This is a genomic window from Pseudaestuariivita rosea (assembly GCF_017592335.1).
Lineage (GTDB): Bacteria > Pseudomonadota > Alphaproteobacteria > Rhodobacterales > Rhodobacteraceae > Parasulfitobacter > Parasulfitobacter rosea.
On sequence record NZ_JACNMP010000053.1, the window covers coordinates 1 to 14805 of the forward strand.

Sequence of the window (14805 nt, forward strand, 5' to 3'; positions counted from 1 at the left end):
TTGTGGGACGTGATCCTCAAGCGAGAATTCATAGAACAGCGCAGCTTGTGCTTCCTGTTTCGGTCCCATCATCGCCAATGCCCCCAACCAATAAGGGAATTGAATCAGTCTTGGGCAACGCGATCAACAAGTGTTTTTCAACAAAATACGCCCCCTATGCTAGGAACTCTTGACTGATGCTATGCAGCTCCGCGAGGTTGGTGCTGCATTTGTTGATGGCGTGCGCCAATGCGTTCAACGTCTTAGGCAGTATGGTCTCACCCGGTACCAGCATCTCCGTCAACGCATCAATCAGGTCCTTCGGTCCAATGATAAACACAAAGCGGTGTAGCCCGTCATGGACGTAGTCCGCAATGGGATGCGGTCTGTTTCCATCGTCCAACGGTAGCAAATGCTGTCCCGCATCGCGATGGACGGCGAGTTGGTTGCTCTGCATATCGAGAGGCAACGGATACCAGTCTGTCTTGACACACTGCAGCGCCATCACCTGGCCGCTTCTGCCGGTCGTCAAATCAAAGCAGAAGTGCTGCCCCAAGCGAATGGGTTTGGCGGTCACGGGGGTTTTGGCAGCGGATTGCACAATGCCACGGCTTTGTTTCAGCAGCCGTATCTTGAGTTGGCCGTAGATCGCGCTTTCGCTGGTCAAGGCCTCCCAGGCATTGCTTAAGTCCGATGGAAACAAGTCGGGAGCGATGTCCTGTGCCGTTGCAGAATGCTCTCTGGCAATCCACGCCGCGATGACAGCGCTATGGGCGCAACTGATTGTACCACGCCGGAAGTTGTCTCTGAGATGGGTGTTGGTGCCTGCCTGGCGGGCCAGTGTTTCGCCGAAGAGTTCGTCCCATGAGAACGGGTTGGCCGCCACAATCGCCTTGCAAACCTGATAAAGCGCGGCGCGCTGTTCATTGCTCGCTTTCAGCCAATCCACCTGCATCTGCAAACCTTGCCCTCAAATTACCTGATTTTACGGGCATATTGCATGCCGAACGACCTGAGGTTGAATGCTAAAAGCATTCCTGAGGCCCTGCCAGCTTGAAGAAGTGCCGGTCCCATCAGGTCTTATGACCCATATGTTTCTTTCCGTAATACCACCTTTGGGTGTGCGGGAAAGATGTGTTTGCAGCAATCCGGCCCCCTGGGGCCGAGAAGGAGATGACAATGGATATGCCCGACAAACCCCCGCAGTTTAATCCCGAGACAGCCCCGCCCAGCCTGGAGATCGATTGGGACGCCTATCTACCGTTCTTTGAAGATGAAGACATCTCAGAGGCCGACAAGCGCGAGCTGATCGAAGCCCTCTGGTCCATCGTCGTCAGCTTTGTCGATCTCGGCTTCGGCGTCCATCCGGTGCAACAAGCCTGTGGACAAGATGTCTCTCTGGCTGAACTGCCCATGGGCGATGTGGTACACTTGAACCCAAGATCATCACTCTCAACGTCATACAATGCGGTTTCTGACAATGGTCAGGACCCAAAGGAAAGGAGTCCGGCATGGCGATAAGCACTTCATCACAACAGGCGGTCATCTATTGCCGAGTGTCCGGGGCGAAACAGGTCCGCGAAGGCGATGGATTGGCCTCGCAGGAAACCCGTTGCCGGGAGTATGCGAAGTACAAAGGCTATGACGTGCGCGACGTCTTCACGGACGACATGACGGGCAAGGCCACGGCACGCCCCGGTATGCAATCGATGCTGGGCTACCTGCATATGAATGCAGGCAAGGCCAGTGAGATTGTCGTCATCATCGACGATATCAGCCGACTGGCCCGTGGCCTGACCGCCCACCTGGAACTGCGTCAGTCACTGGCGCAGGCAGGTGGCAAGCTGGAAAGCCCGTCCATCGAGTTTGGCGAAGACAGCGACTCGATCCTTGTGGAGAACCTATTGGCGTCAGTGGCGCAGCACCAACGCGAGAAGAACGGCGAGCAAACCAGCAACCGCATGAAGGGCCGCCTGATGAACGGATACAGCGTCTTTGCCGCGCCCATTGGCTACCGCTATGAGAAACGCAGTGGCCAAGGCAAGGTTCTGGTGCGCGATGAGCCCGTGGCTTCTATCATCAAAGAGGTCATGGAAGGTTACGCAGCGGGGCGTTTTGAAAGTCAGGCTGAGGTCAAACGATTCCTGGAGAACCAATCTGACTTTCCGAACGTCAACGGGACCGTGCGCCAACAGGTCGTCAGCGACATGTTCAACCGCGTGCTATATGCAGGTTACATCGAGCATGAACCCTGGGGCATCACGCGCCGCAAGGGCCACCACGAGGCGCTGATCTCGCTTGATACCTATGAACGCATTCAAGAACGCAAAGCGGACCGGAAGCTCTCTCCGGCACGGCCCGATCTTAATCAGGATTTCCCGCTGCGCGGTGCGGTCACCTGCGCTGATTGCGACAGGCCCATGACCTCCTGCTGGTCGAAGAGCAAGACCGGGAAGCGGTATCCGTACTACTGGTGTCAGACCAAGACCTGCGCGATGTATCGCAAAAGCATCCGCGCCGAGACGGTTGATGCGGCTTTTGAGGACTTGCTGAAGGCCATGTCACCCTCACGCAAAGTCCTGGGGCTTGTCGGCATGATGCTCAAGAACGCCTGGGGCCAACGCAGCGCCCAGGCTGCTGCGCAGAAGGATGTTTTCCAGCGCGACATCGCAAAGATCGACAAACAACTGGACGGCTTGCTGGACCGGATTGTGGAAGCGGAGAACCCAACCGTCATTGCGGCTTATGAGAAAAAGATCGCCACACTGGAGAGCGACAAACTGATCCTGGCCGACAAACTGGCGCAAAATACGCAACCAAAGCACAGCTTCCAAGAGATTTTCGAACTCACGATGGTGTTTCTCTCAAACCCCTGGAATCTATGGGAAAAGGGCAGCCTCGCCCTCAGAAAAACCCTGCTCAGAGCCTCATTCGAGGCCCCCTTGGCCTACAGCCGCGAAAGTGGATTTCGAACCCCCCAACCCTCTGTAATCTTTGGGGTTTTAGAGAAATTGGCAGGAAAATGTGAAATGGTGCACCCGACAGGATTCGAACCTGTGACCTTCGGCTTCGGAGGCCGACACTCTATCCAGCTGAGCTACGGGTGCTCTATGTATTCCTACTGCTTACGCAGTGCTTACTCGAACCTTCAACCAGTTTGAAGGGCAGTTCCGACATCCGCCCAAGCCGTTGATTCAAAATGTCTTTCTCGCGGTACCTTTAACCATCACCAGACTTGACATCCGCCTTCGGAGGGCGGCGCTCTATCCAGCTGAGCTACGGGTGCCTGACAATGCAGTTGCATTAGCTAAATACACTTTTACCTTCGCGTTTAGCAAGCATATGTTTTGCTTCCGCGCGGTTTCGATTTCTCAGTCGCTACAAAGATGCCAGAGTATATCCGCCGCGTATCAATCTTGTCTTGACGGTTTGGGCGATGTCCAGGGCGGTTTTGCCGTCGCCGTGCAGGCAGATGGTGTCGATCCGGCAGGGGATATGATGCCCGCTTTCAGAAATGATCGCACCTGCGTCGAGCATGTTCAGGATGCGGTCGGCGGCGTGGTCGGGGTCATGGATCACGGCCCCGGGTTTGCTGCGGTCGACCAGTGTCGCGTCGTCGTTATACGCGCGATCGGCAAAGATTTCGCCCGCCCAGGCACAGCCCATATCGCGCACAGCGTATTCCATCGGGGTGGCGGACAGGACCATGATCACCAAGTCGGGTTGCACGCGCAGCGCCGCCTGATAGCAGGTTCGTGCGATATCGATGGACTCGGACGCCATGTTGGACAAAGCGCCGTGCAGCTTGAAATGCCGCACCTTGCCGCCCGCAGCCTTTGCCATCGCCTGGGCGGCACCCAATTGATATATCACCAGGTTTTCCAGCTCGGCCTGTGACAGTGATATGCGGCGGCGTCCAAAGCCTTGCAGGTCGGCAAACCCCGGATGCGCGCCGATCCCGACGCCCTTCGCCACCGCCTGACGTATCGTTCGCGCCATCGTGTCAGGGTCACCTGCATGAAAGCCGCACGCGATATTGGCCGAGGTCACGATATCCAGCAGCGCGTCATCATTGCCCATGCGCCATGGGCCAAAGCTTTCGCCCATATCCGCGTTCAGATCGATTTTTTTGCTCATGTTATTATCCTTGTGGGGCCTTTGCGTCGGTCACGCCGCTGATCAGATCGTAGCTGAGAAGGTCGCTGATATCACGCGGGTCGCGGATCAGCGGTTTGACCTGATCGCGTATTCTGCGCAGTTGGGCTGACATTGGTTGATAAAGGGCGTCAGCCGCATCGGTGTCGAGCCACTGGAAATTCAACGGTGCGCCGGCGGGGGCTTGTGCGACTTTGGGAATATCGTCCTGCACGACGGTTCCGATCCGGGGGTAGCCACCGATGGTCTGGCAATCGGCTAGCAAAACATAGGGCGCCCCGTCTCCGGTGATCTGCACATCGCCGCATTTTATGAAATCCGAGGCCAGCGTCGCGCTGCTTTCCGGCAGAAAACCGGGGCCGTCGTGATCAAGCCGCACGCCCTGGCGGTTTGCCTGCGGGCTGCGTGTGAAAGCGGTGCCGGCTAAGCGGTCACGTTCAGCTTGGGGAAAAAGATCGCTTTGCGGTCCGGGCATGACACGGATGCAGCCGCCGTCAAAGCGGTCGGGCTGCGGCAGACGCAAGGGGGGCTGGGGCTGCGCGGGGATCACCTCTAGCGTGTCACCTGCTGTAAGGGGTGGTCGCGGTTTGATCGACCGATAGTTTGAGCGGCTGTTCAGGATCGGCGGCACCTGCAAAGTACCTGTGATGCTAAGGTACCCGTAGGTGCCCTGCGTGACGCTGCCAATCTGCAGCGTCTGACCGGCCTGCAACCAGTGCGAGGCATTCCAAAGTATGGGCTGGTCATCGATGCGGGCCTGCATGGGCGCGCCCGTCAGCGCAAAGAAAATCGGTGCGTTGGTGCGAAACGCCCCGCCAATCAGGGGCATTTCGATTGCGGTGACGGGCTGAAATACGGACAAAAGCGCAGTTGCTTCCAGGATCGCAAGCGGGTCTGCGGCACCGCCCGGTGCGACACCCTGTTGCACGTATCCGGGGCGGCCAAGGTCCTGAAGGGTCAGTGCAGGCCCGGCTGAAATGACCTCGATCACAGCTGTGCCCGACATCTGGCACCACCCATCCCATCCGTGTTGGATTTTTCGATATCCGCCATTTCGCTTTCAGACACTTGTTCAAATCTGACCATATCGCCCTGTTGCAGAACGAATGGTTCGTTTCGATTCGTGGAAAACGCACGAAAGGCACAGTATCCGATCTGACGCCAGCCGGTAACGCCGGTCGTGGCAAAGGGGATTAGCTGCTGCACAGCGGTGATGATGGTGCCTGCCGGTACGTTCTGGGTCAAATGATCCTGGCGCGGAAAATTCCAGTGATCGGGCAGCAGGCCAAGATAGGGTTGGCCGGGCGCAAAGCCGATGGCCAGAACCCGCAGTGCCGTTTTGACTATGTCTGTGATGACCCTATCACGGTTCTGATTTGTCAGTTCACAAACCTCTTGCATGTGAATGCCATCGAAGGTCGCTGGTATCGTCCAATGGCGCCCCGTCTGCACTTGCTGAGGCGTCATCTGTGCCATTGTCTTTGCCAATCGGTGTATCAGATCGGTGCGGCTGATCCGAACAGGGTCATAGCGAACAAGTGCCGATGTCAGCGACCCTGCGATTTCTTCAACACCATCGATCCCTGCGGCCTCAATCTCGTGTCGTGTGGCGATGACCTGATCGCTCACCTGCGGATCATTGATCAGTGAAAATCGGATCAGAACGCCATCCTGACCCAGTGGTATCAGGTCTGGTTCGGTTGCGTTCTGCCGGTGTGGTTTCAGTACTGTCACAGGAAGAGGCCATATCGTTGCAAAGCGTTACGCCTGTATTCGACACTATTCCCGCCCCCGTGACAAATAGATGTGGCGATGCCTTTAAAGCAGAAAATCGAACTGCTTGTTCAGTGGCAATTCCCGTGCGCGTACGCCTGTCAGGTCAAAGATGGCATTGGCCAAGGCAGGCATTGATGGCGGTGTCGCAGGTTCGCCAACGCCGCCCATGTGCGCGTTGTTTTCAAGGATGCGCACATCGACCTGTGGGGCGGTGTGGATGCGCAGGGCGTCGTAGTCGGGGTAGTTATACTGCTGGGCTTCGCCATCTGCGAATGTGATTTCACCCATGACGGCCGCGGATAGACCATAGATCAGACCCGAGATCATTTGTGCTTCGATAATACTTCTGTCCAGGGCTGTGCCGACATCACAGGCGATCCAGGCTTTCTGAATGCGGATCAGCCCGTTTTCATCAACGACCTCAATGACTTGTGCAACGGGCGTCCCGAAAGAGTAGGTGAAGCCAACACCCCGTCCGACGCCATCAGGTGTCGCACCGGTCCAGCCCGACATTTCGGCCACTTCGTCCAGCAAAGCGGCCGAAGGCGCATGTTCGCGGGCAATCAGATCATGGCGAAACTCCAGCGGATCGCGACCGGCGGCATGGGCCAGTTCGTCGATAAAGCTGTCGAAAAAGAAACCGTTGAACGAATTTCCAACTGACCGCCAGAATCCGATGGGCACGTCGACATCGGCCAGATGCCCCGCGATGCGGAAGTTCGGGATGCCATAGGGTTGGTCAAACGCACCTTCAACGTGGCCCTTATCCGGCCCGGGTGGTGCAAAGCCCGCGACCCGCTGCATCGCCGCCTGAGTAACCGATGGCGCTGCGATTTTACCATCCAGAACAACGGCTTCGCCATTCTGCACCACGCCACGAAAACGGGCGCTGGCCGCAGGGCGATAGAAATCGTGGCGCATGTCCTCTTCGCGTGACCAGGTGGTCTTGATCGGCACGCCCGGCATCGCCTGCGCCACGCGCGCGGCCAGAACGGAAAAGTCAAATTCGGCCCGTCGGCCAAAACCGCCACCCAGATATGTCGTATGAACCGTGACCTGATCGCTGTCCAAACCAACCGCAGCCGCGCATTTGTCGCGTGCGAGTGTCGGCGCCTGGGTGCCGGACCAGATTTCAAGGCTGTCATTGGTGTAAAGCGCGGTTGAATTCATCGGCTCCATCGTCGAATGGGCAAGCCAAGGCACGTGGTATTCGGCGGTGATTTCGGTACCGCCTTCAATAGCGATATCGACGTCGCCATCGTTGCGCATGGTCGAGTTTGCGCTGGTGTCAAAGGCCTGATCAACGCTTTTGCGCAGTGCCTTGGTCGTAGGGGGATAGCTGGCGTTTTCCCATTCTATCTCAACAGCTTCGGCGGCCTGCATTGCCAGCCAGGTGTTGCTGGCAATCACCGCGATGCCATCGCCCAGATCAACGATCTGTTCGACCCCGGTCATGTTTTCCGCAGCGCTGGCGTCGTAGCTGATCATGCCCGCGCGTTTGGGGTTCATCCGAAGCGTCGCAAACTTCATACCCGGCAGACGCACATCTGCACCGAATTCAGCGGTTCCGGTGGCCTTGCCCACCATATCGACACGGGGCAGGGACTGGCCAAGCAGTTTCCATTCGCTTGCCGGGCGCAGCGTGACGTCCTGGGGCGGTTCGATTGTCACCGCAGCGGCGGCAAGATCAGTATAGGATATCGTCGTGCCATCTGCGCCGATGACCTGTTCGCCCTCGGTCCGCAGTTGATCCATAGCAACACCCAATCGGTCAGCCGCCGCCAGTTTCAGCGTTTCCCGCGCCGTCGCGCCCGCCATGCGCATCTTCTCATAGGCATCAACGGTCGAGGTCGACCCGCCGGTGACCTGCAATCCCATCATTTTGCCCACAACGCCCAACGTGTTGCGGACATTGTCCTGAAAATCAGTAACGGCATAGTCCTTGAACGGCAGGCTTAGCCCCATGATCGTGCCGTTGTAATAGGCCTGTGCCGCGGGGCCGTGGATGACGTTGATACTGTCAAAATTGACATCCAGTTCCTCGGCCACCAAAGCGGCAAGGGTGGTCATGATGCCTTGTCCCATTTCGGCCCGCGGGGCGATGATTGTCGTGCCGGACTGATCGATGATGATATAGGGGTTCAGCGTCACCGCGTCGCCTTCTGGCTGCAGCGGGTTTGGCAAGGTCCGGCGTGCCTGCCAGACGCCAAACGCCACACCACCCGCGACAGCGGCAGTTCCGATCAGAAAGGTCCGGCGGGCTATTTTGCGAAGTCGTCCCATATCCTACGCCTCCTGCAGTTTTTGCGCGGCGTCCTTGATCGCGGCGCGGATGCGGGGGTAGGTGCCGCAGCGACACAGATTGCCCTGCATCGCCTCGTCAATCTGGGCGTCATTCGGGTTTGGTGTGTTGGCCAGAAGATCGGCCGCCTGCATGATCTGACCCGACTGGCAATAGCCGCATTGGGCCACCTGATTGTCGATCCAGGCCTGTTGGATCACGGCCAGATTATCCGGCGTGCCGACACCTTCGATCGTAGTGACATCGCCCCAGACATCGGCCAGGGCCACCTGACAGGACCGCACCGCTTCGCCATCAATATGTACCGTGCAGGCACCACAGGCCGCGACACCGCAGCCGAATTTCGTACCGGTCAGCCCGATCTGATCGCGCAAGACCCACAAAAGCGGCACATCGTCCGGCAGATCCACCGTATGGGATTGCCCGTTTACTGTCAGAGTTGTCGCCATGTGGAATCCTCCGCGGTTCTACTTTCTGACAAAATTATCGAAAAATGTCATAATGTCAATTGACGCTTTAAATCGTTTTTGTCAGAAAGACTTATGACGGAAAAAATCCCCTCTGATCTGGATGCCGACCCGCGCAGAAAGGCGATTCTGGAAGCGGCTTTTGCGACCTTTGCCACCTATGGTTTTCGGCGTACCTCGATGGAGGACATCGCCAAAGCCGCCAATCTGTCGCGCCCCGCGCTTTATCTGCATTTCAAGAACAAGGAAGATATCTTCCGGTCACTGGCACAGTATTATTACGATGCGGCCGCAGCTGGAATGGCCGAAGCCCTGCAAAAAACGGGGCCTCTGGCACAGGTTCTGCACGGCGCCTTTGTCGCGCGCGACGGCGGCATCATCGACAGCGTCCTGTCTTCGCCCCACGGCGAAGAACTGCTTGACACCAAATTTACCACAAGTGCCGATGTTTCCAAAGCAGGTGAGGCCCGATTGGCAGGTATCTTCGCCGATTGGCTGAAACATGCTGAAAAAAGTGGTCAGATCCGTCTGACGACCAAGCCCGAAGTCATGGCAGACACCGTCATGGCCGCGCTGAAGGGCCTGAAGACCCCGCCACCATCGCTTGAGGTTTATCGTGAAAGGCAAAAGACGCTGGCCGAGACATTGGCAATGGGGATGACCAGATAGACCGGTTCTTTTGATCCATGTCATTCCTTAGGATGCAACAAACTGTATTGCTGTTGCCTTAGACAGAGGATGCAATGACAAAACTGATCGACACGCCCCCGGTTTGGCTGGCCGGATGTCTTGTTCTGGCCTGGGTGCAATCGCGGTATTTTGGGTTTGGGCTTTCGCTTGATTACGGCGTCACGGATTTCGTCAGTGCCGTCCTATTGGGTGGTGGCGTGATCATCTTTTTTATGGCCGTCATCCAGTTTCGCAGGCATCAGACCACGATCATCCCCCATGAAGAGGCGACCAATCTGATCACGCAGGGCATCTATAAATGGTCCCGCAATCCGATTTATCTGGCCGATGCGATGATCTTGGCGGGGCTGATCCTGCGATGGGATGCTGTGCTGAGTTTGCCACTGATCCCGATATTCGTCTGGATCATCGAACGGCGTTTCGTCATACCAGAAGAAAACGGATTGCGGCGCAAGTTCCGGTTTGAATTTGCCCGTTATGAAAAAGCGACGCGGCGTTGGCTATGACATGGCTGCGACAAGAATGTCGATAGTGCCGTGATTTGCTTGCGCAATAATGTTGCGCAAGATAAGTGGGTTTTGAATCATTTCTGTCCAATTTCGGGCCGGGTGTACATAAAGAAGGGGGATTGACCTGATGAAGATCGGGGTTCCGAAGGAAACATATGAGGGCGAGGCGCGGGTGGCCATGACGCCCGACAGTGCCTTGCAGCTGCAAAAGCTGGGTTACGACTGTATGATTGAGACCGGCGCTGGCGAGGCGGCTGGGTTTTCTAATGCGATGTATAAAGACGCGGGTGTCAAGATTGCCAAGACCGGCGCGGCCCTATGGAAAGCTGTCGATATAGTTGCCAAGGTGCGCCCGCCCTCTGAGACTGAAGTCAAACGCCTGCGCGAAGGGCAGACGCTGATTTCGTTCTTTTACCCCGGTGCAAATGAACAGCTAATGGAACTGGCCAAGGACAAGGGCGCCAATGTCATTGCGATGGACATGGTTCCCCGGATCAGTCGTGCGCAGAAGATGGATGCGCTGTCGTCTATGGCCAATATCGCGGGCTATCGCGCGGTGATCGAGGCGGGCAACAACTTTGGCCGGTTCTTCACCGGTCAGGTAACCGCCGCCGGTAAGGTGCCGCCTGCCAAGGTTCTGGTCGTGGGGGCCGGGGTGGCCGGCCTGGCCGCGATTGGCACCGCGACCTCGCTTGGGGCGATCACCTATGCCTTCGACGTGCGGCCCGAGGTTTCGGAACAGATTGAATCAATGGGCGCTGAATTTGTGTTCCTTGAGTTTGAGGATACACAAGACAGCGCCGGAAGTGGTGGCTATGCCGCGCCGTCCAGCCCTGAGTTTCGGGAAAAGCAGCTGGAAAAGTTCCGCGAACTGGCCCCCGATATGGATATCGTGATCACCACTGCGCTGATCCCGAACCGCGACGCGCCAATCCTGTGGACCAAGGATATGGTCGAGGCGATGAAGCCCGGTAGTGTGATCGTCGATCTGGCGGCTGAAAAGGGCGGAAACTGCGAACTGACCGTTGCGGACGAAAAGATCGTGACCGACAACGGCGTGACGATTGTTGGTTATACCGACTTCCCAAGCCGGATGGCCGCGCAATCTTCGACACTTTATTCCACAAACATCCGCCATATGATGACCGATCTTACACCCGAAAAAGACGGGCAGGTCGTTCATAATATGGAAGATGACGTAATCCGCGGCGCGACCGTAACCTTCGAAAAAGAAATAACCTTCCCGCCGCCACCGCCCAAGGTGCAGGCGATTGCGGCCGCGCCAAAGAAAGAGACGCCCAAGGAACTGACGGCTGAGGAAAAGCGCGCGCAGGAAATCGCCGCCTTTCAGCAGCAAACCAAAAATCAGGTAACTCTGTTGGCCATTGGCGCGGCGCTGGTGCTTGGCGTGGGTCTGATCGCACCAGCCAGCTTCATGCAGCATTTCATCGTCTTTGTGCTGTCGGTCTTTATCGGCTTCCAGGTCATCTGGACTGTCGCGCATTCGCTGCACACACCGCTGATGGCTGTGACCAACGCAATTTCGTCGATCATTATTCTGGGCGCATTGATGCAGATCGGGTCCAGTTCGGTGCTGATCACGATCCTTGCAGCTCTGGGTATCTTTATGGCTGCCGTAAACATCTTTGGCGGCTTCCTCGTGACACGGCGCATGCTCGCCATGTTCCAGAAATCTTAAACGGGGGGCTGGAAGATGGATTTCGGTTTCACTATTGCGGCCTATGCGGTCGCGGGCGTTCTTTTCATCCTGTCGTTGGGCGGTTTGTCCGGGCAGGAAAGCGCAAAGCGGGCGGTCTGGTATGGTATCGCCGGTATGGCGATTGCCGTTCTAGCCACGCTGGTCGGACCTGGTTCCGGGCTATGGCTGCTGTCGATTGTTTTGATCGGTGCCGGTGCCGCCGTGGGCTATCAACTGGCCACGCGGGTTCAGATGACTCAAATGCCCGAACTTGTGGCGATCATGCACTCACTCGTCGGTCTGGCGGCAGTCTTCGTAGGCTTTAACGCCCATATCGAGATCGGCCGCGTCGCCGCCGAATTTGCCGCAGCCGACCTGCCGTTCCCGCAACCCGAGGGCCCGCTAAGCGATGCGGCCTATACGCTGCTGGGTACGCTTTCGAACTTTGGTGAATTGATCGGCAAGAAAACGGGTGTCGAGGTCGGCATCCTGCGGGTCGAACTGGCGCTTGGCATCTGGATCGGGGCGGTGACCTTTACCGGGTCGGTCGTGGCCTATGGCAAGCTGTCGGGCGACTCGTCCCTGCTGCCGTTCAAGATCGACACCGGGGCCAAGCAATTGCCCGGCGGTCATCTATTGAACGCAGCAGCGGCGGCTTTGTCGGTGATCCTGCTGATCATGTACCTTAGCGGTTCGGGCGGCTGGACGCTGGTCTTGCTGGCGCTGCTGGCCTTTTTCATCGGCTATCACCTGATCATGGGGATCGGCGGGGCGGACATGCCCGTCGTTGTATCCATGCTGAACAGCTATTCCGGGTGGGCCGCCGCGGCGATCGGCTTTAGCCTTGGCAACGATCTTCTGATTGTGGTTGGCGCGCTTGTGGGCAGCTCCGGTGCGATCCTGTCTTACATCATGTGCAAGGCGATGAACCGCAGCTTTGTATCGGTGATCCTGGGCGGCTTTGGCGGCGCATCAGGTGAACAAATGGCCGTCGAAGGGGAACAGGTTGCCATTGATGCCGATGGCGTGGCCAACGCATTGACCGAGGCCGACAGCATCATCATCGTGCCCGGCTATGGCATGGCGGTGGCGCAGGCACAGCAATCGGTCAGCGAACTGACCAAGCGCCTGCGCGGTCAAGGGAAAGACGTTCGTTTTGCGATCCACCCTGTTGCAGGACGTTTGCCGGGTCACATGAACGTACTGCTGGCCGAGGCCAAAGTGCCCTATGACATCGTGCTGGAAATGGATGAAATCAACGAAGATTTCCCGGATACGGATGTTGTGATCGTCATCGGATCAAACGACATCGTAAACCCTGCGGCCCAAGATGACCCGAACAGCCCGATTGCCGGTATGCCCGTGCTTGAGGTCTGGAAGGCGAAACAGGTCTTCGTGTCAAAACGCGGTCAGGGCACCGGCTATTCCGGCATCGAAAACCCGCTGTTTTTCAAAGACAACACACGGATGTTCTACGGCGACGCTAAGGCGTCGCTGGACCAGTTGCTGACAAAGATAAGCTAGCGCTGCCTGGGTCCCTTGTCATCGAATTCCAGCGGCAAGGGACCTGCTTATACAATTCTGTCCTGCTGGTAGTTTTTGGATTTAACTTGCCGCGCGATCTGTAATCTGGACCTGTCCCAGTTTAGTGCCGCCCCTGATGCTCGTTTATCGAACGCGAAGACGCAAAGCGGAATTTTGAGACCAGGACACATGCTAAGGTTGCAACACGAATCTTTCAGTTGCTTGTTCACGTGACTGAGATGCCTCTTATCTCAGCGCAACTGGCCAATGACGCTGCCCTGTTACCGTCCACAGATCAAGTCGAGGCCTTCGGACGAGAAGTGACCATCCCGTGCTTCTTCGACGCTATCCACTTGGCAGAAGTCGCGGGAGCATTGTTGGTTGCGAATGAACCAGGACAGCCAAAAGACTTCTTCAAAGACTTGGAAATCGCCAAGTTGGGAAATCTGGGACAATACAGCGAGCTCAAAACCCAAGGCGCTCAGGAATGGGCAAAACTCTGGCAATGCAATGAAGCTCTGAAGCCTATGTGCTGGACTACAAAGAGCTGTTCATCGTCACCTGCAATCACTCTGGCGACGGCTTTCGCAGTAAGGGCCTGAATGATCCGATGTGCACGATCACAGCGGCCAGGGACTCCCAGGGCTTGGTTGTCCCCGAGCTAGCCCCCTTTGTCAGCTACGCACAGCATGGAGGCAACACGCGGGCCGCTGATCTGCCCCTGCACACCATCACGGCCAGCACGAAGGATCAGAATGTCGTGGTCGCCCCGACGCTTGTCAGATGGGTTACGGTGAAGGCAATGGCCAACAGCCGCGCACGCTTCCTGCGCCTGCATCCCAAAGACAGCATCGTGGTCATTATCGATGATATCAGCCGCTTTGCCCGCAATGTGCAGGCTCATATCAAGCTGCGCGAAACGCTGGCTGATGCGGGCGGTATCCTTGAAAGTCCGTCGATTGAGTTTGGCGAAGACAGCGACTCGCGGCTTGTCGAACATATGCTGGCCTCAGTCGCCCAGCATCAACGCGAGAAGAATGCCGAACAGACGTCCAACCGGATGAAGGGGCGGATGATGAATGGTTATTCCGTTTTTGCCGCGCCCATTGGTTACATCTACAAGAAGACCGGATCACACGGCAAACTGCTCACCCGCGATGAGCCGATAGCCTCAATCATTCAGTAAGCGTTGGAAGGATATGCTTCCGGTCGTTTTACGACGCAGGCTGAAGTGAAACGCTTTTTTGAGACGCAACCCGATTTCCCCAAAGACCTGCCCGGCGGTCAAATCCGCCAGCAAAAGGTCAGCGGTATTCTGAACCGCGTCATCTATGCCGGATATGTTGAACATGCGCCCTGGGGCATCACCCGCCGTAAAGGCTATCATAATGCGCTGATCTCGCTTGAGACGTTTGAGAAAATCCAAAGCCGCAAGGCAACCAAGGCCGTCGCGCCCAAGCGCGCAGATACCCATGAAGACTTCCCACTGCGCGGGGCTGTATCCTGTGCGTGCTGTGATCAACCGATGACTGAGGTGCCCCTAGTTTCCTAGACACCTGCCTGGTTCAGTTTCTGCTGTCTGATCTCGAAGTCAACGGGCGACAGCATGCCGTTTTTCGTGCGCTTGCGCTTTGGGTTGTAGAACAGCTCGATGTGATGTCGGTCACCCCCAGACCTGATCCCGCGCGGACGTATCGAACCGCT

General features: G+C 57.0%; 14 protein-coding genes, 1 tRNA gene and 1 pseudogene. 8 read left to right on the top strand and 8 right to left on the bottom strand.

Annotated elements, in window-relative coordinates; all coding sequences use genetic code 11:
- Positions 1-154: 154 nt before the first annotated feature.
- Positions 155-934 (bottom strand): ferredoxin reductase domain-containing protein, encoded by a 780-nt coding sequence (locus H7848_RS18735; RefSeq protein WP_208354409.1) that lies wholly within the window; start codon positions 932-934, stop codon positions 155-157.
- A 224-nt stretch (positions 935-1158) separates the two neighbouring features.
- On the opposite strand from H7848_RS18735, the gene H7848_RS18740 reads away from it, so the two are divergent.
- Together H7848_RS18740 and H7848_RS20385 are read left to right on the top strand one after the other, a co-directional pair.
- Positions 1159-1500 (top strand): hypothetical protein, encoded by a 342-nt coding sequence (locus H7848_RS18740; RefSeq protein ID WP_208354410.1) that lies wholly within the window; start codon positions 1159-1161, stop codon positions 1498-1500.
- Positions 1491-2519 (top strand): annotated as a pseudogene (locus H7848_RS20385) (recombinase family protein); the annotation flags it as partial. The gene H7848_RS18740 and the pseudogene H7848_RS20385, both read left to right, overlap by 10 nt.
- A 27-nt stretch (positions 2520-2546) precedes the next feature.
- Here the strand turns inward: H7848_RS20385 and H7848_RS18755 are convergent.
- From H7848_RS18755 to H7848_RS18785, 7 genes are all read right to left on the bottom strand, one after another.
- Entirely contained in the window at positions 2547-2786 is a 240-nt protein-coding gene (locus H7848_RS18755; RefSeq protein ID WP_208354411.1) for a hypothetical protein, read from the bottom strand.
- Positions 2787-3009: 223 nt separating this feature from the next.
- A tRNA-Arg gene (locus H7848_RS18760) sits at positions 3010-3086 on the bottom strand.
- Positions 3087-3357: 271 nt separating this feature from the next.
- Positions 3358-4116 (bottom strand): LamB/YcsF family protein, encoded by a 759-nt coding sequence (locus H7848_RS18765; RefSeq protein WP_208354413.1) that lies wholly within the window; start codon positions 4114-4116, stop codon positions 3358-3360.
- Positions 4117-4120: 4 nt separating this feature from the next.
- A complete protein-coding gene (locus H7848_RS18770; RefSeq protein WP_208354415.1) occupies positions 4121-5140 on the bottom strand; it encodes a 5-oxoprolinase subunit C family protein in 1020 nt (339 codons plus the stop codon).
- A complete protein-coding gene (locus tag H7848_RS18775) occupies positions 5122-5868 on the bottom strand; it encodes a 5-oxoprolinase subunit B family protein (protein WP_208354417.1) in 747 nt (248 codons plus the stop codon). Before H7848_RS18775 ends, H7848_RS18770 begins: the two co-directional genes overlap by 19 nt.
- 84 nt (positions 5869-5952) lie before the next feature.
- Positions 5953-8193 carry a xanthine dehydrogenase family protein molybdopterin-binding subunit gene (locus tag H7848_RS18780; protein ID WP_208354419.1) on the bottom strand — a complete coding sequence of 747 codons (2241 nt, stop codon included), beginning with the start codon at positions 8191-8193 and terminating at the stop codon, positions 5953-5955.
- Positions 8194-8196: 3 nt separating this feature from the next.
- Entirely contained in the window at positions 8197-8661 is a 465-nt protein-coding gene (locus tag H7848_RS18785; protein WP_208354420.1) for a (2Fe-2S)-binding protein, read from the bottom strand.
- 93 nt (positions 8662-8754) lie between these two features.
- Between H7848_RS18785 and H7848_RS18790 the strand changes: the two genes are divergently transcribed.
- The 6 genes from H7848_RS18790 (at position 8755) to H7848_RS20085 (ending at position 14653) form a co-directional block, all read left to right on the top strand.
- Complete coding sequence (locus H7848_RS18790) at positions 8755-9348, top strand: TetR/AcrR family transcriptional regulator (RefSeq protein ID WP_208354421.1); 594 nt, start codon at positions 8755-8757, stop codon at positions 9346-9348.
- A gap of 74 nt (positions 9349-9422) precedes the next feature.
- The gene (locus tag H7848_RS18795; RefSeq protein ID WP_208354422.1) at positions 9423-9875 is read left to right on the top strand and encodes a methyltransferase family protein; all 453 of its coding nucleotides are present in this window, start codon (positions 9423-9425) and stop codon (positions 9873-9875) included.
- Positions 9876-10005: 130 nt separating this feature from the next.
- Complete coding sequence (locus H7848_RS18800) at positions 10006-11577, top strand: Re/Si-specific NAD(P)(+) transhydrogenase subunit alpha (RefSeq protein ID WP_208354423.1); 1572 nt, start codon at positions 10006-10008, stop codon at positions 11575-11577.
- 15 nt (positions 11578-11592) lie between these two features.
- Entirely contained in the window at positions 11593-13101 is a 1509-nt protein-coding gene (locus H7848_RS18805; RefSeq protein WP_208354424.1) for an NAD(P)(+) transhydrogenase (Re/Si-specific) subunit beta, read from the top strand.
- 529 nt (positions 13102-13630) lie between these two features.
- On the top strand, positions 13631-14287 hold the full coding sequence (locus H7848_RS20080) for a recombinase family protein (RefSeq protein ID WP_336512153.1): 657 nt from the start codon (positions 13631-13633) through the stop codon (positions 14285-14287).
- 45 nt (positions 14288-14332) lie between these two features.
- On the top strand, positions 14333-14653 hold the full coding sequence (locus H7848_RS20085; RefSeq protein ID WP_237072853.1) for a recombinase family protein: 321 nt from the start codon (positions 14333-14335) through the stop codon (positions 14651-14653).
- Positions 14654-14805 lie beyond the last annotated feature (152 nt).

Coding starts and splice junctions, on each gene's coding strand:
- H7848_RS18790 (WP_208354421.1), top strand. CDS start 8,755: ATGACGGAAAAAATCCCCTCTGATCTGGATGCCGACCCGCGCAGAAAG.
- H7848_RS18740 (WP_208354410.1), top strand. CDS start 1,159: ATGGATATGCCCGACAAACCCCCGCAGTTTAATCCCGAGACAGCCCCG.
- H7848_RS18805 (WP_208354424.1), top strand. CDS start 11,593: ATGGATTTCGGTTTCACTATTGCGGCCTATGCGGTCGCGGGCGTTCTT.
- H7848_RS18770 (WP_208354415.1), bottom strand. CDS start 5,140: ATGTCGGGCACAGCTGTGATCGAGGTCATTTCAGCCGGGCCTGCACTG.
- H7848_RS18735 (WP_208354409.1), bottom strand. CDS start 934: ATGCAGGTGGATTGGCTGAAAGCGAGCAATGAACAGCGCGCCGCGCTT.
- H7848_RS18780 (WP_208354419.1), bottom strand. CDS start 8,193: ATGGGACGACTTCGCAAAATAGCCCGCCGGACCTTTCTGATCGGAACT.
- H7848_RS18800 (WP_208354423.1), top strand. CDS start 10,006: ATGAAGATCGGGGTTCCGAAGGAAACATATGAGGGCGAGGCGCGGGTG.
- H7848_RS18785 (WP_208354420.1), bottom strand. CDS start 8,661: ATGGCGACAACTCTGACAGTAAACGGGCAATCCCATACGGTGGATCTG.
- H7848_RS18765 (WP_208354413.1), bottom strand. CDS start 4,116: ATGAGCAAAAAAATCGATCTGAACGCGGATATGGGCGAAAGCTTTGGC.
- H7848_RS18795 (WP_208354422.1), top strand. CDS start 9,423: ATGACAAAACTGATCGACACGCCCCCGGTTTGGCTGGCCGGATGTCTT.